Origin of the sequence: Candidatus Methylomicrobium oryzae, from assembly GCF_016745425.1 — a bacterium.
Taxonomy (GTDB): domain Bacteria; phylum Pseudomonadota; class Gammaproteobacteria; order Methylococcales; family Methylomonadaceae; genus Methylomicrobium; species Methylomicrobium oryzae.
Genome location: NZ_JAERVK010000013.1, coordinates 69249 through 91177, shown reverse-complemented (window position 1 = coordinate 91177; position 21929 = coordinate 69249). Strand labels below are relative to the sequence as shown.

Genomic DNA, 21929 nt, shown 5'->3' with positions numbered 1-21929 from the left:
TCAATCGGGGTAGCCCATAGGGTTTTGTTGCTGCCAGTTCCAGGCATCCCTGCACATGGCCTCAATGCCGCGCGAGGCCTTCCACTTCAATTCCTGTTCGGCTTTCATCGCATCGGCATACACTGCCGCCACATCGCCGGCCCGCCTAGGCGAAAATCGATAAGGCACCGGACGTCCGCTGGCCGTCTCAAAAGCCTTCACCACCTCCAGTACGCTATAACCGCGCCCTGTGCCTAAATTAAACACGTGCGCTCCTGTATGATTCTGCAGCCAGGCCAGCGCTTTGACATGACCCTCCGCCAAGTCCATCACGTGAATGTAATCGCGCACCCCGGTGCCGTCCACCGTAGGATAATCATTGCCGAATACGGTCAATCGCTCGCGTCTGCCGACGGCGACCTGGCTGATATAAGGCATAAGATTATTTGGAATATCGCTGGGGTCTTCGCCGATCAAGCCGCTGCCGTGCGCCCCCACCGGATTGAAGTAGCGCAGCAGGGCGATTTGCCAAGCCTTATCGGAAACTGCCAGATCGGTATAGATCTGCTCCACCATCAACTTCGAACGGCCGTAGGGATTCGTTGTCGCTCCCACCGGAAAATCTTCGCGAATCGGCAGCATGGCGGGGTCCCCGTAGACGGTGGCGGAGGAGCTAAACACCAAGAGGCGGACGCCGAACTCCTGCATGACCTCGGCCAATGCCATGCTGCCCGCCACATTGGCATCGTAATAACGCAACGGTTTTTCCACCGACTCGCCCACCGCCTTCAAGCCGGCGAAATGAATTACGCCTTCGACCGGATGAGCTGAGAAGAGCTCCCGCATCTTTCCCCGGTTGCGCACATCCGCCTGTACCCAAGGCACTTTTTTGCCCGTAATCGCTTCCACCCGGAGTAAGGATTCCTTCTTACTGTTACTTAAGTTATCCACTACCAGAATCTCATACCCTGCCTGGAGCAAAGCCACACAGGTATGGCTGCCGATATAACCTGCACCGCCGGTCACCAGAATCAATTTCCCTCCCCTATTAAACAATATGCTGTCAGCGTTTCAGTGGAACCGATGATCTAATCACCATTTTTCAAAAACGCCTCGAACATAAACAACGACCATATCGGCGCGCTGTAATCCCGCAAGCCGCTCTCATGCTGATTGACCATCTGCAAAAGAAACTTCTGATCGAACAGGCCGCACTGCATCATCGTCTCGCCTAAAAGCGCATCCCGCACTTTATTTTTTAACGGCCCTCTGAACCAGCCATTCAAAGGCACCGCGAAGCCCATCTTGGGGCGATATAGAATATCGTCCGGCAAATAAGCTTCCATCGCTTTTTTGAGAATGTATTTACCCTCCCGTCCGTTGAGTTTCATTTCCGGCTGTACGCCCGCAATCCACTCGACCAGCTTGTGATCCAGGAGCGGCACCCGCACTTCCAGGGCATGCGCCATGCTGGCCCGGTCGACTTTGGTAAGAATATCGCCAGGCAGGTAAGTCTTTAAATCCAGGTATTGCACCAAAGACAGCGGGCAGTCGGTCGGCGCCTCATTCACATGTCTTCTGAATACTTCGACGGCCTGGTAGCCCTGCAAATCCTGCTTAAACCGCGGATTGAACAATTTGCTCCGCAAGTCGTTGGGCAATATCGACACGCTATGGAAATAACCTTCCAATGAGTCGCGGGCAATCGATTGAAAAGTCGATTTGGCACGAAAAATTTTAGGCGCCCAATCGGCTTTGGGATAAACCTGTCCCATTAAGCCGAACAGCGGCTTTCTGACGCCGTCAGGCAACCACGAGCGCATCCGCTCCTCGTAAGTATGCCAGCGGTAACGCCGGTAGCCGGCAAAATTTTCGTCACCGCCATCTCCCGAAAGCGCTACCGTAACCTGTTTCTTTGCCAATTCGCACACGCGATAAGTCGGCAGAGCCGAACTGTCGGCATAAGGCTCGTCATAGAGCCCTGCCAACCGGTCGACCAGGGAGAAATCGTCCGGATCCACTTGCTCGACACGGTGCGCGGTGCGGTAGCGCGCCGCGACTTTTGCCGCAAACTCGGACTCGTTGAAAGCCGGATCGCCAAATGAAATCGAGCAAGTATTGACCCGATCACCCGAGAATTCTGCCATCATTGCAACGACCGCGCTTGAATCCACCCCGCCCGACAGAAACGCGCCCAGCGTCACATCGGCCACCATGCGGATTTTTACCGCTTCGCGCAACCGCTCGACGAGTTCGGCTTGGATTGCCTGCTCCGTTTTTGGCGTATCAACAGCGAATTTGACATTCCAATACTGACGCGGGCGGTATGACTTATCTCCCCGTTTTAATGTTAAATAATATCCCGGTTCGAGTTTATAGACATTTTTATAGATGGTTTTGGGGTCGGGAATATAGCCGAAGCCGAAATAATCTTCAACGGCTGTCGAATCCAGTTCCTTGGGAAGGTCCGGGTGTAATTTGAGAGACTTCAATTCGGAACCGAAAATAAACTGGCCGTCGGGCAATTCCGCATAGTAAAGCGGCTTAACGCCTAGCCTGTCACGAGCCAGAAATAAGGTTTGTCGTTCCCGATCCCAAATCGCAAACGCAAACATACCGCGCAGTTTGTCCACACATGACTCACCCCAGGCTTGCCACCCATAAAGAATGACTTCGGTATCGCAGTGCGTAGCGAACTGGAAACCAAGCGCTTCCAGTTCCTTTCTCAATTCCTGGAAATTGTAGACTTCGCCGTTATAGGTCAGAACGACGTTATTGTCGCGGCTAATCATGGGTTGCTGGCCGCTGGTCAAATCGATAATTGACAGCCGTCGATGTCCAAAACCCAAGCCGGGTTCAATATGTAATCCGCCCTCATCAGGTCCCCGATGAAACTGCGTTTCGTTCATCCGCGAAAGCAGGTCCCGATTAATTTCGCACTTTCCCCTTATATCGAAAATACCGACAATTCCGCACATAACTTCTTGTTCCTGCTTTGAAAATAAATCACAAACTATTTGCTATTAAAGTAAACAGTATCCGGCGTTTCGCCGTCAAGAGAGAAACGAGGGCCGATGCTGCTTTCAAAAAAACACATGCAAAAAGTTATCCAAAATTATCCGCCAATAACTTTGCCGATCTTGGAGGCATGAATTAGTAAGCTGCCAATTGAAAGCAGTAAACCCGAATTTGAATTTCTCTACTGAATATATTCTAGCTCATGAAAAAGCCAGTGCCGGGTGCACCAATTCGATATCGCCAATGCCGAGGCCTTTTTGCGGCGGCGAATAAGAACTGTATTCGTAAATGGCAGCAGAATCTATATGACCGACGATTTGTTCAAGCTCTGCCAGGCGAAGCCCCTGGCGAACCAAATAAAGAATATAGCTGTGTCGGATGGCTTCGGCATTGCACTCCAGAGGCGTAGGCAAATCCGAGTCAAGAGAAGCACAAAGCAAGCATGCCGCCAAATCATCAGGAGACCGAGACTGTTCAGCTAGCCAGACTGGATAGCCTCCGGATTGCGCCAGCAACGATTTGAGAGGATAGTTGAGCCTTAAAGTCCGTTGCATTGGCGGCTCAAGGGAGATGGTTTCCGCTTGCATATCGAATTGCTCGGGCTTGAGGGATGCCGCTTCTGCGAGAGTTAGTCCGCTCAGCAAAAAACCGATAATCTGTTTGCCTTTGAGAGTAGAAACATTAAGCAGTGCCTTGAGCTCATCCACGGAAAGTTCGCGATATACCGGACTTACAAGCGATTTATTGAGCTGCCGCTCCAGCGGCTTTAAGGATGCCTCCCGATAACTCATCAGTTCTGCGGCTTGCGGATACATATGGATGCCGGACAGCACCACAGGCGTGGACGGTTCCTGTTTACGCGTCAAATAATCAGCTATCCAAACGGCAAAAAGGGCCAGCGAGAGAGAACCCGCTAATGCAATGACCGCATCGCGGCCATAATTCGGTCTTACGGGTTCAGGAGATAAATAAGCCCGACTGCTCACCTCGACCTGGGGATATTTTTCGCGATGGCTGGTTTCGATTTGTACCAATCTTTCTTTCGTTTCGCGGTACAATTTTTCAAGGCCATCAAGATCGTTTTTCTTGGTTTCGTACTCGGCAAACTTGGCCGTAAATTTTGCCGCCTGCTGTTTATGCTCATTCAACTGAGCGCGGATTTCCCTTACCGTTTGCTGAGCGGCAACATAATCCTTTTCCGCCTCAACCAACACGATGTTTTTTCCGGAGCGGCGCTTCGCTTTGATTTCGGCTTCCAGTTTTTTGATCTGTCCAGGTATAACCTTCAGCGTTGGCTGCAAATTTAAATAATCGCGGGTAAAGCGCTTGTCGAGCTCGGCTTGTTTTTCGCGCAACTCCTGCAAACGGCTTTCGAAGCCCTGCAGCGCGCCTTGATCTTCTTGAGGAACCACCGTTTCGTCATTGGCTATCGCGTTTTTTATCGCATTAAGCCTGGCTCTTGCCCTGACTTCATCGTCAAGCGCCTTATTCAAAGACTGCGTCAAGCCATTGAGACGGGCCAGGGCTTCATTTTCCCCCCTTCCGCTCGATAGAATTTGGTTATGGCTTCTGAAAGTCAGCAGCTCGCTTCTCTCTTTGTCGATTTTATCTGTCAGTCCCGCAAGTTCGACTTCAAGACTATGGATTGTATTGCGAGTCGACCTTTTAATTTCTTCAGCCCGTGCACTAAAATAAGCATCGATCCAGTTATTGATGAGCAAGGGTAATATTTCCGGATCAAAACCTTCCGCTCGAATTTCCACCAGATTGGTCTCTTCGATCGGCACAACATCCAACATTTTCCTGATGTCCGCCATGGAAAAACGCGCAGGATTTGAAGCCTTAGCTAACGGCTCATTAAGCCGCGCCAGAACCGCAGTAATGATGTCGTAACCCAGCAAAGCCTGTTTCTGAATGGCGACATGTTGAAAATCCGCTATGCTCCCGCTTCCTTCACGGTCTACAGCAGTCATCTCGGTGGTCAATAAGGTCGCGCTGCAGCGATAAACGGCAGGCCGGCTATAAGTGTAGGTTAAACCGGCAGCGGCACTGATCAAAAAAACGGCAATAAAAGTAATGAACCGTGGCGAACGAAACCACGGACGCTGATTCAATACAGGCGGAGGATTCAAGCCGTCCGGCAGAGGGAGTTTAGAGGTGAGATTTTCCATGGCGTATTTTTTTTAACCTTAAGAATAAAATATGGCATGAAAAACCTCCTGCTACTCGTTTTTTGTTAAATCGCCACAAAAATGTCCGGCAAGTTTGAAAAACGGCAGCATTTACTCAACGTCAGCTTGGATTTGGATGAACAGGCATCAGAAACCAAATTTCATCTTCCCGTTACTATCTCTTTATATCGAAAAACTAGCATAATTGCCATCACGCATTATAATTTTTAGAAAAAATTTAAACGCGAGTCTCCCTAACTTAAAATAGGCACTAAAAATGGAAAAATGCTTTCTCCACTTTGATCGGAGGAAGAATTTATTCAGAGACCCGTTAACCTGATGCTGCGAAAACAAACCCTATATCCGAGCATTCCAAAGAACTGCGTAAGCCGTTCATACTCAACGAATTAATCACGCTGGAGATTACCCCATGCCAAAAAAAGCAATAACTCTTACCGCTGCTTTGCTTATTGCTTCATTGAACGGCTGCGCCTCGTATTACCGTGAAGTCAAAGATGCCGATCTGGTCGAAGTGAGCTACGATGCAGCCGATACGCTCAAGAACGACCTCAAAATCAGGATTCCCCCAGGCTCGTTAATCATTGTCAGCACGCTATTGCATGTCGATGATTTGAAAAAGACCTCCTCTTTCGGTCGGATTATGTCCGATCAAATCGCGTCAGCCCTGCATAATACAGGTTATCGAATCATCGGCATGGAATTGCCGATCGATCTGTTTAGCATGCAGGAAGGCGGTACGCTGCATCTTTCCGATGAAATCAAAAATATCGTCAAGCGATACGGCGCGGCTGCAATCGTGGGCGGAGTCTATGCACCCGGCAAAAAGACGGTGTACGTTTCGTTGCGCATGGTGGACTTGACAAGCGCAAACATCATTTCTTCGATTGACTTTTCCGTTCCGATGGGGCCGGATGCTAAGACTTTAGTGGATACCAAAAAAGTAGGCTCGCCCGATTCACACGACGAAAATCCAACACAACCGGAAGAAAACCTTACCGAAAGTCCTGCCACGCCGCCGGAAGATGAAACACAGGATGATTCCGATGCGCCTAAAAAAACCGAAACACCGGTGGAACCGGAAAAAAGCGACAATACGATAGAACTGAAAAATGATTTGCAGTAAATTCGATAGAGGATCGGAATTAAACTAAGATAAACGTTCAAGCATACTAACGTACTAGGATATTCCTACAAAATGAAGAAATTATCGATTTACGGTTAGCGGTGAGGCTGTATCTTATTTTTTTGAATTCTGCTACCATGCCGCAGAGATCTTCCGTTTCACATTGCCTTATAAACCCCTGGAAGACGGGCTTCGTCTATTCCTCGCCCCTAAAAGGAGAACCTCCATGGCCTCGAAAAATTCGGATTTACACCAATCCCAAGAAAAGATAGATCGTTCGAAAAGAAAATTAGCTCAGGCCGGGGGATTGGTTGTGCCGGCTATTTTGACGCTGGCAAATCGACCGGCTTGGGCAGGGATGGAATGCACGCCTTCGGGCTTTACTTCCGGCCTAATAGGTTCAAATGTTCAGGGACTGGTGGGCGGGAATACAAATTGGAAAACGGCCGCAGAATGGCATAACTCTGGTAATTGGGCCTCCTGGTCAACAAGTTTTGGCCGAATTTCCTATAACTCAACTACTTTCAAGTTTCATAAAGTGCCTAATAACGGTACTTATAATTTTACTGGATGGAATGGAACTAATGAGAAAACTTTAGCCCAAGTGCAGGCTGTGGAAACGTCTACATTTAAGTTACTGTTAAAGTCGGTAACTGGTGTATCGATTTCAGGATTGAGCATTTATGATGCTTTGGCTAGCAGTAATACTTGTACGGCTAATATAGCCGCATCCGTCCTGAATAATGCTGTAGAAACATTACCATTTGAGGTGAGTGATGCTTATGCAAATAACGGGCAAAATTTGCTGCCCGGATCTACAAAAACATGGTGTGAGTTTCTTGAGTATTTTTATAGCCCTGATTCTGGCTGCGTTTAAGTTAGTATTATTGCTATGCAATGTTGGCGTGCTTATCCTGGATGTTTATATAAGTTCAGCGGGGAAGATGGCTCTATCGTTTTCAATCAAGCATCAGGCGATACTCACATAATAGAAGGGATTTCCTACCAACTACTAAAATTCTTTCTGAGCGGAGAAATATTTAACTACAACGATATAGAAAAATATTGTGGAAATAGTATAGAAGGTAATCAGGAAACTCCAACAAGTCTAAAAGCGTTTTTAGAGGTTTTGTTGCAAAAAGAATTAATAACAGTTGTTGGCTGTGGTAATCGGAAATTATAACAAACCCTATATAATTCAGCGTTTATCGAACGAGGGTTTTATCCTAAAGACAGGACCTTTCAGTTATCGAGTTAAAAGCTGCATTTCCTCTCTAGCGGATCATTTTTTTCGGTTGTATCATGATTTTGAAATTGTTGATACAATTAAGTCTATAGGTTTCAGCGATTTTCATACCTCCGTTGAAATCCCAAGTTTGTTTAGGAAGCATTTTCGCCAACAAGCACAATTTTATTTCGACGGTGCATCCGTATTTCAACCCGTTCCTTATAATCATTCCACAGCGATGTTAGAATGGGGCATGAACTGGTGTATTTCGGCACACATCAATACCTATTTGATTATTCATGCAGCAGTACTCGAGAAGCAGGGTTTCGCCGTAGTTCTACCGGCCCCTCCCGGATCAGGAAAAAGCACCCTCTGCGCCGCGTTAATGTCGGAAGGCTGGCGCTTGTTATCGGACGAACTGACCTTGATACGGCCCGACAATGCCAATGCGGTTCCCGTCCCCCGCCCTGTCAGCTTGAAAAATCAATCCATCGAGATCATTCGAAACCGCTATCCGCAGTCCGTTTTCGGCGTGGTTTCGTCCGATACAGCCAAAGGTACCGTCAGTCATCTCAAACCCACTGCGGAGAGCGTTCGACATCAGATGCTCGAATGCCCGATCGCCTGGGTGATCTTTCCCAAATATTTAGAAAATGCCCCAACTTCTTTAATACCTCATACAAAAGGGCACGCTTTTCTTGATATGGCGAGTCAATCTTTCAACTACAGCAAGCTGGGCGAAACCGGTTTCAATATACTGAAACAAGTTATCGACCGCGCCGCTTGTTACCGCTTCGAATACAGCAATCTGGACGAGGCGATGGCTGTATTTGACGAATTGAAGCCTTACACATGACCCCCCCCCTTTCCTCGCTCGTCGAATTGTTCCGGCAACCTTCCTTATTGCCTCAATTGACCGATATCGACTGGGATATCATCGTGCCACAGGCGAGGAGGGCATTACTACTGGGCCGGCTTTACTGGTTGGTGAAGCGGCATGAAGCTTCTGCTGCGGTTCCTGCTAATGTATTGAGACATTTGGAATCGGGATTTATCGATGCTGCCAAACAGAAGAGGGATTTGCATTGGGAGATCCGGAAACTACAAACCATATTTCGCGAACTGGATATCCCTTTGCTGTTATTGAAAGGCAGTGGTTATGTCATCGCCGATCTGCTTGCTTCCAATGGGCGCACTTTTTCCGATATCGATATTTTGGTACCAAAAAAAGACATCGATCGTGTTGAAAAAGCCTTAATGTTCCACGGCTGGTTTGCAGCCGAAAAAGATCCTTACAATCAAAGGTATTACCGCCAATGGATGCATGAAATCCCTCCTCTCCATCATATAAAACGAGGTAGCGTAGTGGATCTGCATCACAATATTTTGCCGCTGACCGCCAAGGATTGCCCGGATGCAAACAAACTGCTTGCCGATGCCCGTCCGCTAGACAATCATCCGAACATCAAGATCCTAAACTGCTACGATATAATTATCCATAGTGCGACCCACCTTTTTTACGAGGGCGAACTGGAGCACGGATTACGAGATATTTCCGATCTCGATTTGCTTTTTCGCGAGTTCTCAGCACAAGACGACTTTTGGCAGCGTTTGATTTCCCGCGCTGAAGAGCTTAACCTTCAAAGGCAGATTTTTTACGGAATGCGGTATACACATAGACTACTGAATACGCCTGTCCCCGTAGACGTACTGCAAGCCTTCGAAAGTGTGGGGTTTGGGAAAAGATGGCAAATTCGGTTAATGGATTTCCTTTTTTTGCGCGCGCTTCTGCCCGATCATCCAAGCTGCGCTGACCGGTGGACCGGACTGGCGCGGTGGTTATTGTATGTTCGTTCCCACTGGCTTAGGATGAAGTGGTATTTGCTGATTCCTCATTTATTGCGAAAAAGTTATTATCGCCTATCGGGCAAACATGACCATTAAAGTTAATCCATTCTTCTATTATCCCTAATCCACCAACAATATCGTTAAGTTAAGAAAAATCACGTCATTCCAGCGGTGAATACTAGACGATTTGCAAAGGTAGAGATTTGCTCCTTGGCACCTTGCTCCTGCCGTAGTGGATGCCGGCACTAATCTGTCTGGAACCGATTTACATGGGCCCGGAGGGGTAAAGCCCAGCACTCTCCTGGGGCATACCGAATGACGGCTTAACTTAGAACGTGTTATGCACTTTGCAAGTGGGGTGCAGCCTGAACGAGCATGAGGATGGCAAAGACCCGGAAATGCAGACCCGGCCAAAGTTTCCGGTAAGCGCTCATAATCCCGTGTCAGCCACCGAAAACGGGCTATCCAACCGAAACTGCGTTCTACGACCCACTGGCGAGGCAACAGCACAAAGCCCTGTTTGGCAGTAGGCAGCTTCACGACTTCCAGCCGGATTCCATGTTGCCGTGCAGCCTTGGCCGTTTCTTCCCTTATAGCCTTGACTCACGAACACTACCTCCACACTATCACCCAGGGCAACTTGCACGGCTTCAGCTAATTGAGCGCCTGGGTACGCGCCTGTTCGTTTGCCGGCGTCACCCGCAGGGCCAGCAAATAACCCAAGGTATCCACAGCCCTATCCCCTTGCAATCTCTCCGGCTTTTATATCCGTCATCGCCGACCCGCGCACCGCTCTCACAGCTGAACTGCAAGGTTCGCCCGTCAAAAAGAGCTGCATTGAGCTGCGGGTCTCGGCTTTGCGCTTGTCGCAACATTTCGCGCAGATCATGCACGATCGCTGGAAAACAACCGGCATCCAGCCAGCGCCGGATCTGTTGGTGGACCGCCCCTCCCCCGGCGACAGATCATGCGGCAGCAGGCGCCTGGAGGGGCTCCCGCTCGCAGTCGCCAACGCAGCCCATTGAAGAACTCGCGCAGGTCGTGCTAGCGTTGCGGAGCCTGTTCGTTCATCAGTGTCAGGTACGGAACGGCAAAGCCCCATTCATCGCCCGATACATTACTGGAGTAAGGTTTACGATTCATCATGTCCTCATAACCATGCTCCCCACAAAAAGTTCACAACACACTCTAATGGCATTGACGAGTCGCCAGCGGCGTGAATCGTAAAGTAAAGCAATTCAAGCTCTACCGGACGCGGTATCGCGTCCTAAATTTTACCCTACACAAACTCATTCTTTTGCATTATCTTTCTACCTCGGGAATCATCATTGATCTTGTTGATTGATCCCGACAGTCGGAAAAGTCAGTCTCTGGTTTAGATCACAGTTACACGCCAGATTCAGCGATAATACTCATCTTATTTTAAAACAAAAACAATTGGCGAAGAAAAGTTATGGAAAGCTATGGTTTTTACAGTTATCTAACGGCCGCTATCGCTTATCTGCTGTTACTTACACCACTGCTATGGGGTTTAAAAAAACACCCATTGGCAATTCCCTTTATGATTCCAATTGCTTTTTCTTCATTTTGGGCCGGCTTCATAGCATATACCAAGCAAAACCCTGAATCTTTCATTTCGGACACATTGCCATTGGAAGCTCTACGTAATACGGCGTGGTTTTTTTTATTGGGCGTATTACTTTCATACCAGCAATTTAACCGTAATTATTTTTTAGTATTCAGATCCAAACTATTTTACACAATAGCGTTATGGACGGCATTTGTATTAATACTGGAAATTTTCTCTAATTTTCGGTACGCCATTCAGAAAATCATCAACCAGGATCCGCGCTTCGTTGCACATACGGTATTCTCCATTGTTGGCTTAATTTTGGTAGAGCAAGTCTACCGCAACGCAAATCCCGACCAACGCTGGATAAACAAATTTACTTGTTTAAGCTTGGGCGCTCTGTTTATGACTGACTTTATTGTTTATAGCAAATCGTTACTTTTCGTAAGACTTGATGAGCCCCTCTGGAATTCCAGAGGGTTTATTAATGCTTTAATTATCCCCTTATTGGCAATTTCGATTCATCGGTACCAGACTGACTCAACTAGAATCAATCTTTCAAGACAGATAATCTTTCATACTACCGTATTATTCGGCATAGGATTATATCTCATCCTGATGTCTATCAGCGGCTTTTACATTAGAAATTATGGTGGAAACTGGGGGAAGATCGCAGAAATAATTTTTGTATTCCTGGCCATCCTGTTACTTGCAATTACTTTTCTCTCAGGAAAAGCCAAAGCTTTGGCTAAAGTTTATTTCAGTAAACATTTCATCCATCTCCGTTATGATTATCGCGACGAATGGATCAGGCTCAGCAGAGCTATTGCCATGCTGGATTCTCTTGGAGAATTATCAGGTTTTATTATTAAAACCATGGCTGATTTAGTGGATAGCTCAGGAGGCGGGTTATGGCTAAAGAATGCGGAAGGAAATTTTTATCTGACCGAAGAATATAACTTGGGTTTTGCCCCTTTAAAAATGATTAAGTCCGACCAATCATTAGTGCAATTTCTGAAAACCAAGCGATGGGTTATCGATTTCGTCGAGTATGAACATGATCCCGAGATCTATGATGAAGTGGATTTATCGCAGTGGGATGCAAAAGAGAAAAATATCTGGTTGATTATTCCCTTGTTCCGACAAAATGAATTAGAGGCTTTTGTCGTACTGACACAGGCGAGAGTTGTAAGAAGACTTAATTGGGAAGACCACGATTTGTTGAAGACAGCCGGGATGCAATTAGCCAATGCTCTGGTTCTTAGCCGCGTAAGTGATGCGTTGGCAAAATCAAAACAATTCGAAGCTTATAACAGATTTTCCGCTTATCTGGTGCATGATTTAAAAAATTTAGTAGCGCAAATCTCTCTGATTATAAAGAATGCGGAAGCACATAAACACAATCCGGATTTTATAGAGGATGCCGTATCAACGCTTGAAAATGTAGTAAACAAGATCGACCATCTTCTAGGACAACTAAAACGAGGTAATGTTAAAGGCGAAGACAGGGAAGTTTTTAATCTCGTAGACGTTATTTCAAATGTGGCAATTCAGCAGTCTGGAAATAAGCCTCTTCTGGAAATATCGACCAATCCAGAGAAAGTATGCATTGTAGGGGATAAAGCAAGAATGACGGCTATTTTGGGTCACCTTGTACAAAACGCGCAGGATGCAACTGACGATAGTGGCTGGGTCAGGCTTGAACTCAGGAAAGAAGGCCAACAAGGTATCATAACAATAATGGATAATGGATGCGGTATGGATGAAAAATTTATTGCAGAACGACTATTCAGACCATTTGATACCACGAAAGGCAATGCGGGTATGGGAATCGGGGTCTATGAAGCACGGGATTGCATAACAAAGCATGGCGGTCACTTTGCTGTTGACAGTTCGCCGGGCAAAGGAAGCGTTTTCACTATCGTATTACCGCTTGCCGAACTCTCAGCTTGAATTTTGACAATAATATAAAAACTTAATCCATGCTTTCGTCAACCTCATATACTTATACAAGCCCACCATTCCAACAGTACCCAGAGGGTACTCTGCACTCCTGTCTGGCTCTTTTCGGGCCAATGCAATTCGACTCCAGACAGAGCGGTACCGGCATCCGCGACGGCACGAACAAAGATCTGCCCCTCGACTACAAAGACGTTTCGAGCTTGCCATCCAAAGCGCTGGATACCTCGTCTTGTGCCCTTTGGGCTTCCCCCTATGCCATTAAGAAACTCTAAAGAAGTTCTTCGCCAAGACTCTTCTGAGCTTTAGCAAAGGTCATGGACAGAATCGATTTTGTTCAGAATTTCCTTAAGCCTTAAGTTAAAGGGAGCTTGAATCAGACAACAAAGCGAGCTTTGTCGGTCAATTTCGACCTTTGCAAAGCAAGCTTTGCGGTCCCTTATGGCTTAATTTAACAGCATTGTGGGTATCTCGGCGGGTATGAGGATATTGATGTATAAAGGCATGCGCTTTTTTCAATATTGAGCGGCTCATAAGCCGAGCCGACATCAAGCTGTTAATGTATTTATGCTACACTTACAGAATGTTGAAAAAACCCTTTCATCCGTCCGAAGCTGTAGTGCCTGATGTTTCGCAAAACTAAATTTTGTCATCCAAACTTTTTTCAACACCTATTAAATTAAAACCTCATGATGCCGGAAAGATAACGTGCCCGCCAATGTTAGAGTCGGCTGCGAATTTTTTGACAGTTTTCTTGAAATTCCGCCTTTTAATGTCGCCCTAATTTAAATGGCTATTTTAAAACGTTACGTCAATTGCCTAGATAAGTTTGAATGCGCCTAATAAATATTACACAAATACTCACTACCAAATACATGAGAAACTTTAAGCCTATATTTTTATTGACCATCTCTGTATTAATATTAGAAGGATGCGACAAAAAAGATCCTAAAGAACATCTGCAAAAAGGCATTGAATATTTTAATAAAGGAGAATATGAAAAAGCCGTTCTTGAATTAAAAACCTCGAGCCAGTCCGATAAGAAACTTGCTGAAACCTACTATTATCTCGCTTTATTAGATGAAAAAAATAGACAATATAAAGCGATGAGCGAAAACTTGAAGAAAGTGATCGAGATATCCCCAACCCATCTGGAAGCAAGATTAAAATTTGGAAGAGTCCAGCTTCTATTAGGTCAGCTGGATTCAGCACTTGAGCAAGCTGAAACTATTCTAAAGAATTCAAACCACAACCCGGACGCACAGTTATTAAAAGCTTCTGTTCTGATGAAGCAAACAAGACAAGCTGAAGCTCAAGCCATCGTGGACAGTGTTTTAAAAGAAAATCCCAAGCATATAGATGGCTTAATGCTCAAGTCAGTGCTCTACATGGAAAATAAAAATTCTGATTCCGCACTGTCAGCAATAAATACCGCAATAAAATACGAACCAAAGAATATTTCGTTGCGGCTTTTCAAAATTCAAATTAACGCTCAAAGGAAGAATATCGATAGTGTAATAAATGATTATCAAGAGTTAGCTTCCCTTTTTCCGGAAAACCAAGATTTTGAGATTATATTAGCTAAAATATACACTCAATCCGGCAAAAAGAAAGAAGCTGAAGATTTGCTAAAAAATTTAATCGATAAAAAGCCTGATGATATTAATTTGAAATTGCTGTTTCTTGACTTCTTAAAGACTGCATATCCTGAAAAAGCACATGTGCAGTTTCAAAAATATACGGAAGAGTATAAAGAAAAGTCCGGCAGATTACTGGCTTTAGGAAAGTGGGCAGTTGCACAACAAAATTTTGATGATGCCAAAAGCGTTTTTCATCATATCGTAGAACTCGATCAGGACAAAAATCAAATTCTATCAGCTAAAATATATTTAGGGCAAATTGCCTATGCTTTAAAAGATTTTGTTTCAACGAAAAAAATTCTTGAAGACATCTTGGCTGAAAACTCAAATTATATTGATGCGAAGATACTACAGGCAAGAATATTACTGGCAGAAAATAAACATGATGAAGCAGTCGACGTTTTAACTAAAGTTCTTTGGGATCAACCCAACTCCGAAGAAACGCTAGTTTTGCTTGGGCAATCTTTTTTTGCAAAGGGCGACGAAAAAGAGGCTGAAAAGCAATTTAAAAAAGTATTGGAAATTAATCCGGCTAATCAAGAAGCGTTTACATATTTATATAACAATGCCCTATCTGACAGAAAACTAGGTTATGCGGAAGAAATATCTGAAAAGGCCTTAAGATATCACCCAGACAACCTATTTTTACTCGAGAAAATTGGTAGAGTATATATATCCGAAAAAAAATGGGACAGTGCAAACGACATACTGAAAAAAATTGAAGGATTCAATCACTTACAAGCCACTAGTTTAGCAAAGTTTTTACAGGCAAAGATTTACCAAGGACAAGGGGAATGCATAAAGGCGATTGATCTGTATAAAGATCTCGCCGAATTGGTTGCCGAAAGTTATGAGATTCTAGGTGATCTGGCTCTATGCTACGAAAAAATAAATAAAAAGGATAGTATGATCGTCTTCTTAAATGATTTATTGAGCAAGAACTCTCGTAACATTACTGCAAGTATTATTTTGAGCGATCTACTGGCAAACAATAAACAATTTGAAAAATCTGAATCATTGCTAAGAAATTTAATTAATGAAAACAGTAAAATACCCGAACTATATGCGGAATTAGCCAAAGTAAAACTGGCTAAAGGCGATAGTGATTCGGCTATAAATGATTATAAGGAAGGCCTTAAAGCGAATCCCGGAAATATAAACTTGCTATTATCTATGGCAGCATTATACGAGAAACAAGGCGATTATGATGCTGCTGTTTCCATTTATGAAATCTTACTAAAAAATAATCCTGATTTGGATATAGCGACAAACAATTTAGCATCAATTCTGATTGAACACGGAAATGATAAAGAAGATTTAACCAAAGCGGTAAAACTAAGTGAAAAATTCAAAGATTCAAAACAAGCCTCGTATAAAGACACTTATGCTTGGGCATTGATCAATCAGGGCAACCCTAGCTCAGGAATAGAGCTCCTTAATCAAATAATTATTTCCGACCCCGACGTTCCGGTTTTCAGATACCATTTGGCAGTTGCTCATCACAAAAATGCAGATAATGGGTCTGCCCTTTCCGAACTTAGAGAGGCGCTAAATTTAGCAGCAAAGCGAGGAGATTTTTCCGATAAGAAAGCCGCCGAAGCCTTATTGAATGAAATAATAGCCAAGAATAATCAATAGATTATGTTTTTGCCAATAACTTTCATTTCCTAATATACAAGAAAAATGGAGAGAATATCTTGAAACTGTTAGTAACAGGAGCTGCCGGATTTATCGGATCCGCATTAAGTATAAAATTGCTGGAGCGGGGTGATGAAATTGTCGGCATAGATAATCTGAACGATTATTACGATGTCAATCTGAAGCTGGCGCGTTTAGATCGGCTCAAAAGCTACGAGCATTTTAAGTTCATTAAGCTTGAAATTGCCGATAAAAGCGAAGTTGAGAGGCTTTTTGCCGAAGAGAAATTCCAAAGAGTCGTGCATTTGGCAGCTCAAGCCGGTGTCCGATATTCATTAACTAACCCATATGCCTATATTGATTCCAATGTAACGGGATTTCTTAATATCTTGGAAGGCTGTAGACATAATGCCGTAGAACATTTAGCTTATGCTTCATCCAGTTCGGTTTATGGTGCAAATCTCCATATGCCCTTTTCCATTCATGACAATGTCGATCATCCGGTTTCGCTTTACGCGGCCAGTAAAAAAGCCAACGAGTTAATGGCTCACACATACAGTCATCTTTATGATCTACCAACCACCGGATTGCGATTTTTTACAGTTTACGGTCCTTGGGGACGACCGGATATGTCGTTGTTTATGTTTACGCGCAATATCCTTGAAGAAAAACCGATTAATGTATTTAATCACGGCAATCACCTGCGTGATTTCACTTATATAGATGATATCATCGAAGGCGTCATCCGGGTCATTGATAAGCCAGCGCAGCCCAATCCTAATTGGATGGGGGAAAACCCTGATCCGGGATCGAGTCTCGCCCCTTACCGAATATATAACATCGGCAATAATAATCCCGTACATCTGCTAACCTTTATTGAAACTCTAGAAAAATGTTTGGGCAAGAGAGCCGACAAGATTATGCTGCCTTTACAACCGGGTGATGTACCTGCAACTTATGCAGATGTTTCTGATTTGGTTCAGGATTTAGATTATAGACCCAATACATTGCTGGAAGACGGCATTAGAAATTTTGTTAAATGGTATAAAGATTTTTATAAGGTAGCTTTATGAAAAAGCATAACAGAAAAATTTCGCTTATCGGACTGGGTTATGTGGGCTTGCCGGTAGCAGTAGAATTTGGAAAAACTCAACGTGTGATTGGATTTGATGTGAATTCCATACGTATCGATGAGCTGAAACAAGGCATAGAACGGACTAACGAGGTTGATCAGCATGATTTGAGTGCAGCTGATATTTTCTTTACTTCCGACGCTGATGATTTAAAAAAAGCGGATTTTCATATCATTGCTGTGCCCACCCCTGTCAATCATGCAAAACAGCCTGATTTATCCCCTATTATCAATGCCTCAAAAACGGTAGGCAAACAACTTAAAAAAGGCGATATTGTTGTCTATGAATCAACTGTCTACCCGGGAGCAACCGAAGAAGATTGCATCCCTGTTTTGGAGAAAGAATCGGGGCTAAAATGGAAAGTGGACTTTAATGTGGGATATTCGCCTGAACGGATCAACCCGGGCGACAAGTCGCATACTTTTAAATCTATTACCAAAGTCGTATCTGGAGATACGCCAGTGACATTGGATATTGTAGCTTCGGTGTATGAATCGGTAGTACAAGCGGGTGTACATAAAGCACCGACAATTAAAGTGGCAGAAGCCGCGAAAGTTATTGAAAATACTCAAAGGGATCTAAATATTTCGTTGATGAACGAATTGGCTCTGATTTTCAATAAAATGGACATCGATACGAGGGATGTGCTGGCAGCTGCCTCTTCAAAATGGAATTTTTTACCTTTTGAGCCTGGTTTGGTTGGCGGACATTGTATAGGCGTTGACCCTTATTATTTGACATATAAAGCATCAATACTTGGCTATACCCCGCAAGTTATCCTGTCAGGCCGCGGTATTAATGATAGTATGGGGGGATTTATTGCATCCCAGATAGTAAAAGAACTTATTAGGGATGAAATCTGCGTTAAAGGGAGCAGGGTCACCGTTTTAGGATTTACGTTTAAAGAAAACGTCCCCGATATAAGAAATACCCGGGTGATTGATATCGTGAGGGAACTGCTGGACTTTGGTGTAATCGTACAAATCTTCGACCCGATGGCCGATATTGACGAAATAAGAAAAGAATACGGCATTCAATTGATATCGAATGAGAACGAATTGAAGCCCGCCCATGCAGTTGTATTTGCCGTTCCTCATCAATACTTTACCGCAAAAAACTGGCCGTATTTCGAGAATTTACTTGAAAATAATGATGGCATAGTATTCGATATTAAAGCCAAACTGGACAGAAGCACGACTCCTCAAGGTATTCGTCTCTGGAGGCTTTAACTTTTGACAGTATATAAATAATATTGAATTAATCTAGAATTAAAATGGTTAAGGTGGGTATGGTAAATTTTTTTGAAAAAATAAAATTTTTTTTACCGTTTTTAATATTTATAACGGCCGGATGCGCTTATCCTCCTCTTGAGGAAGAAGACATAGATGCACCTTCGGACTATACTTATAAAATCGGCCCCGGCGATACGGTAGATGTTTTTGTATGGGGCAATCCTGATATCTCGAAGAGCGCCGTAGTACGTCCTGATGGAAAAATTACAATCCCGCTGGCCGAAGATCTTACGGCAAGCGGCAAGACACCATCACAATTAGCAAGAGCAATGGAAAAACAACTAGGGAAATACGTTAGAGACCCACAAGTTGTTATTATGGTAAATGGGTTTAACGGGATTTACGCTCAACAAGTTAGAGTAATAGGACAATTGAGCGGCGGTTCAGGTGGAGGCTTGGGTGGTAGAGGCTCTGGCGGCGGAGGCTTGGGCGGCGGAGGCTTTGGCGGCGGAGGCTTTGGCGGTGGCGGCTTTGGCGGTGGCGGCTTTGGCGGCGGAGGGTATTCTGCAAAATCCTTTCCTTATAAGACAGGCATGACTTTGCTTGATTTAATGATACAAATCGGCGGTTTAGGTGTTTATGCCGATGGAAATCGGGCGAGCATTGTTCGTAAAATCGATGGAGAAAATCATCAATTCGGAATTCGAATTGATGATTTAATTAACAACTTCAATCTAAAGGCAAATGTAAAAATTCTGCCCGGAGATATTGTAATTATACCTGAAGCATACTTCTAAATTATTAATTACAGAGTAAATAAATTTCCAGTTTGGTATAAAGAATAGAATGCAAGAACAAATAACAGAGCTTTTTTACTATGCCAGAGGAGCGGTTAAATATAAATGGGTAGGATTGATTACCGCCTGGATAATATGTAGCGGTGGCTGGATGTTTATCTCCGCCATGCCCAATAAATTCAGCTCCGAAGCGAAAGTGCATGTCGAAACCAGAACAATGCTATTGCCTTTATTACGGGGAATGACTATTCAGACCGATACTGCCGCTTTACTGCGAATTATGCAGAAATTGATGTTTACTCAAAATAATCTCGAAGAAATAATAAAATTATCTGAGCTGGATAAATATTCTGGCAAAGCCAATCGATTGGAACTCATTGACAAATTGAAAAAGGATATCAAAATTGAAGGAGGCCGCGATGATATTTTTACAATCACATATGAGGCCACATCCGGCACCTTAGCCAAAAACGTAGTACAAGCCGTTTTGACTGTTTTTTCCGATCAAACTCATAAATCCACACTTTCGGGAACGGATAGCGCCAAAAGATTCATAAACGATCAAATACATGAATATGAAATCCGATTAAGGAATGCCGAGAAAGCCAAAGAAAACTTTAAAAGAGCAAATTTAGGTTTACTGCCCGGAGAAGGCGGTGGGCAAATTGCCGATGTACAAAAAGAAAAAGCTCTTCTAGAAGAAGCAAAGTTGCAATTAATCGAGGCAAAATCACGTTATCAGGCAACGACTGAACAACTTGCCGATTTGCAGGCATCGGGAGGTGAAGATGAATGGGCTATTTCGGATGTAAGTGAAAACCCTACGGAAGAAGACGCCAGAATCGAAGACTTGGCCTCAAGGAAAAAAGAACTCTTAATTCGATTTACCGAAAACCATCCTGAAATCATATCAATTAATAAAGTCATTAAACATTTGAAAAAAACTAAAGAGACTACGGAAAAGGAGAATGTAAATACGGAAGAAGATATTTTTAATAAGCCTAACGTAATTGCTAATCCCTATATCCAATCCATAAAAATTGCCCAGAATGAAGCGAATGCACAAGTTGCATCATCCCAAGCGCGCGTTGATGAGCTACAAGCGCGGCTATTAAAAATTGAAAATGAACTTCAGAATAGACTGAGAGTAGAGACTGATTTGCAAAACCTTAACAGGGATTATGAGGCAATTAAAAGCAAATACAATTTGCTAATTGAAAGCAGGGAGCAAGCTGTCATGTCGGAAAAAGTTGACGATCAGGCGGAAGCTTTAAAATTTAAAATTGCAGATGCTCCCAATGTGCCTTTAACTCCGTCTTCTCCCAAAAGAGGGCTTTTATATTCGATAGTTTTTCTGGCGGGGCCTTTGCTAGGAACTGGTTTAGCGATTTTGATGTATTTTTTAAGACCTTCTCTTGTATCCACTTCTCAACTCAAACAACTTACCGGCCTTCCAATCTTGGGTAGTGTTTCATTGAAATCCAATAGTGCTCAAACTAAATTAAATAAGAAACAGTTCATTAGATTTTATGGCAGTTTATTAGGGCTTTTACTTATTTATTCAGCACTCATGACTTTCGAAATGATGGGGAAAAGTTTAAGCAATATTTTGGGCTCATAAGAATAGAATTAGGGGGAGTTACGGGTGAATACTATTGAAAGGGCTTTGCATAAAGCCGAAAATGAAAACCAAATAGCGGCTAATCCTACGGCTCTGCCTGAAGATATTAAGTCTCAATTAGACAAGGGAAAGGAAGAATTATTATCTACCCCTATGTCTACAAAAAATAGGATAGATGCTACCGAAAATGGAAATTTATTGAATAAAGAAAGAATTGAAAACATAGATTGGGACAAGCTGGCAGGAATGGGGTTTGTAACACCCAGCATCAATACAGATCAAAAATCGATTGAGGAATATAGAAACATTAAAAGGCCGCTGATAAATAACGCATTAGGTTCAGGCAGCGAAGGCATTCAGCGGTCAAATCTAATTCTGGTAACAAGTAGCGTCCCGGGGGAAGGCAAAACATTCAGTGCAATAAATCTTGCACTGAGTATTGCTAATGAGCGGGATACAAAAGTATTACTGATAGATGCAGATGTTGCCCGTCCTTCAATATCAAAAACATTAGGCATTAAATCGTCGCCAGGATTAATCGAATATCTGGAAAAAAATGATATTGAGTTTTCCGATATCATTTTAAAAACCAATATGCCTGGATTAAGCGTTGTTCCGGCAGGAAAACAGCACCGGCACTCGACTGAATTATTGACAAGTAACAAAATGGTTCGGCTAGCGCAGGAATTAAGCACTAGATATCCGGATAGAATCGTTATCTTTGACTCCCCACCGTTACTCGCAGCAACTCAAGGAGCTGCGCTGGCTGGCTTGGTCGGACAAGTCGTGTTGGTCGTTGAAGCCGAAAATACTCCTCAGGCTATGGTAATGTCGTCAGTTAATAAATTGGAATTTTGCGATGTAGTTCTGTTACTTCTTAACAAAACTCAAGTTTACATGGAAACAGGTTATTATGGATACGATGGATATGGAACATATGGAAATTGATGG

Annotated in this window: 16 protein-coding genes and 1 pseudogene; 13 read left to right on the top strand and 4 right to left on the bottom strand. The window is 43.8% G+C overall.

What is annotated here, in order from left to right:
* From galE to JJL52_RS15065, 3 genes are all read right to left on the bottom strand, one after another.
* Window positions 1-1005: a UDP-glucose 4-epimerase GalE gene (gene galE, locus JJL52_RS15075; protein ID WP_436231527.1), complete on the bottom strand. Its 1005-nt coding sequence runs from the start codon at window positions 1003-1005 to the stop codon at window positions 1-3.
* Window positions 1006-1067: 62 nt separating this feature from the next.
* A complete protein-coding gene (locus JJL52_RS15070; protein ID WP_202053313.1) occupies window positions 1068-2957 on the bottom strand; it encodes an XrtA/PEP-CTERM system amidotransferase in 1890 nt (629 codons plus the stop codon).
* A 240-nt stretch (window positions 2958-3197) separates the two neighbouring features.
* Complete coding sequence (locus tag JJL52_RS15065; RefSeq protein WP_202053312.1) at window positions 3198-5168, bottom strand: GumC family protein; 1971 nt, start codon at window positions 5166-5168, stop codon at window positions 3198-3200.
* Window positions 5169-5598: 430 nt separating this feature from the next.
* Between JJL52_RS15065 and JJL52_RS15060 the strand changes: the two genes are divergently transcribed.
* The 5 genes from JJL52_RS15060 (at window position 5599) to JJL52_RS15040 (ending at window position 9484) form a co-directional block, all read left to right on the top strand.
* Complete coding sequence (locus JJL52_RS15060; RefSeq protein WP_202053311.1) at window positions 5599-6312, top strand: FlgO family outer membrane protein; 714 nt, start codon at window positions 5599-5601, stop codon at window positions 6310-6312.
* Window positions 6313-6538: 226 nt separating this feature from the next.
* Window positions 6539-7189 carry a hypothetical protein gene (locus JJL52_RS15055; protein ID WP_202053310.1) on the top strand — a complete coding sequence of 217 codons (651 nt, stop codon included), beginning with the start codon at window positions 6539-6541 and terminating at the stop codon, window positions 7187-7189.
* A gap of 15 nt (window positions 7190-7204) precedes the next feature.
* The gene (locus tag JJL52_RS15050) at window positions 7205-7495 is read left to right on the top strand and encodes a hypothetical protein (RefSeq protein WP_202053309.1); all 291 of its coding nucleotides are present in this window, start codon (window positions 7205-7207) and stop codon (window positions 7493-7495) included.
* Complete coding sequence (locus JJL52_RS15045) at window positions 7476-8396, top strand: HprK-related kinase A (RefSeq protein ID WP_336885081.1); 921 nt, start codon at window positions 7476-7478, stop codon at window positions 8394-8396. Before JJL52_RS15050 ends, JJL52_RS15045 begins: the two co-directional genes overlap by 20 nt.
* Window positions 8393-9484, top strand: a complete 1092-nt coding sequence (locus tag JJL52_RS15040; RefSeq protein ID WP_202053308.1) for a nucleotidyltransferase domain-containing protein — start codon at window positions 8393-8395, stop codon at window positions 9482-9484. Before JJL52_RS15045 ends, JJL52_RS15040 begins: the two co-directional genes overlap by 4 nt.
* Before the next feature lie 242 nt (window positions 9485-9726).
* Here JJL52_RS15040 and JJL52_RS15035 read toward each other — a convergent pair.
* Window positions 9727-10531: pseudogene (locus JJL52_RS15035) on the bottom strand (IS5 family transposase).
* Window positions 10532-10841: 310 nt separating this feature from the next.
* Between JJL52_RS15035 and prsK the strand changes: the two are divergent.
* The 8 genes from prsK (at window position 10842) to JJL52_RS14995 (ending at window position 21926) form a co-directional block, all read left to right on the top strand.
* The gene (prsK, locus tag JJL52_RS15030; RefSeq protein WP_202053307.1) at window positions 10842-12911 is read left to right on the top strand and encodes an XrtA/PEP-CTERM system histidine kinase PrsK; all 2070 of its coding nucleotides are present in this window, start codon (window positions 10842-10844) and stop codon (window positions 12909-12911) included.
* A gap of 122 nt (window positions 12912-13033) precedes the next feature.
* Window positions 13034-13192: a hypothetical protein gene (locus JJL52_RS15025; protein ID WP_202053306.1), complete on the top strand. Its 159-nt coding sequence runs from the start codon at window positions 13034-13036 to the stop codon at window positions 13190-13192.
* 600 nt (window positions 13193-13792) lie between these two features.
* Window positions 13793-16195 (top strand): tetratricopeptide repeat protein, encoded by a 2403-nt coding sequence (locus tag JJL52_RS15020; protein WP_202053305.1) that lies wholly within the window; start codon window positions 13793-13795, stop codon window positions 16193-16195.
* A gap of 59 nt (window positions 16196-16254) precedes the next feature.
* The gene (locus JJL52_RS15015; protein WP_202053304.1) at window positions 16255-17268 is read left to right on the top strand and encodes an NAD-dependent epimerase; all 1014 of its coding nucleotides are present in this window, start codon (window positions 16255-16257) and stop codon (window positions 17266-17268) included.
* Window positions 17265-18557 carry a nucleotide sugar dehydrogenase gene (locus tag JJL52_RS15010; RefSeq protein ID WP_202053303.1) on the top strand — a complete coding sequence of 431 codons (1293 nt, stop codon included), beginning with the start codon at window positions 17265-17267 and terminating at the stop codon, window positions 18555-18557. The genes JJL52_RS15015 and JJL52_RS15010 overlap by 4 nt, the downstream gene beginning before the upstream one ends.
* A gap of 44 nt (window positions 18558-18601) precedes the next feature.
* Window positions 18602-19357 (top strand): polysaccharide biosynthesis/export family protein, encoded by a 756-nt coding sequence (locus JJL52_RS15005; protein ID WP_202053302.1) that lies wholly within the window; start codon window positions 18602-18604, stop codon window positions 19355-19357.
* Window positions 19358-19406: 49 nt separating this feature from the next.
* The gene (locus tag JJL52_RS15000; protein ID WP_202053301.1) at window positions 19407-20978 is read left to right on the top strand and encodes an XrtA system polysaccharide chain length determinant; all 1572 of its coding nucleotides are present in this window, start codon (window positions 19407-19409) and stop codon (window positions 20976-20978) included.
* A 24-nt stretch (window positions 20979-21002) separates the two neighbouring features.
* The gene (locus tag JJL52_RS14995; RefSeq protein WP_202053300.1) at window positions 21003-21926 is read left to right on the top strand and encodes an XrtA-associated tyrosine autokinase; all 924 of its coding nucleotides are present in this window, start codon (window positions 21003-21005) and stop codon (window positions 21924-21926) included.
* Window positions 21927-21929 lie beyond the last annotated feature (3 nt).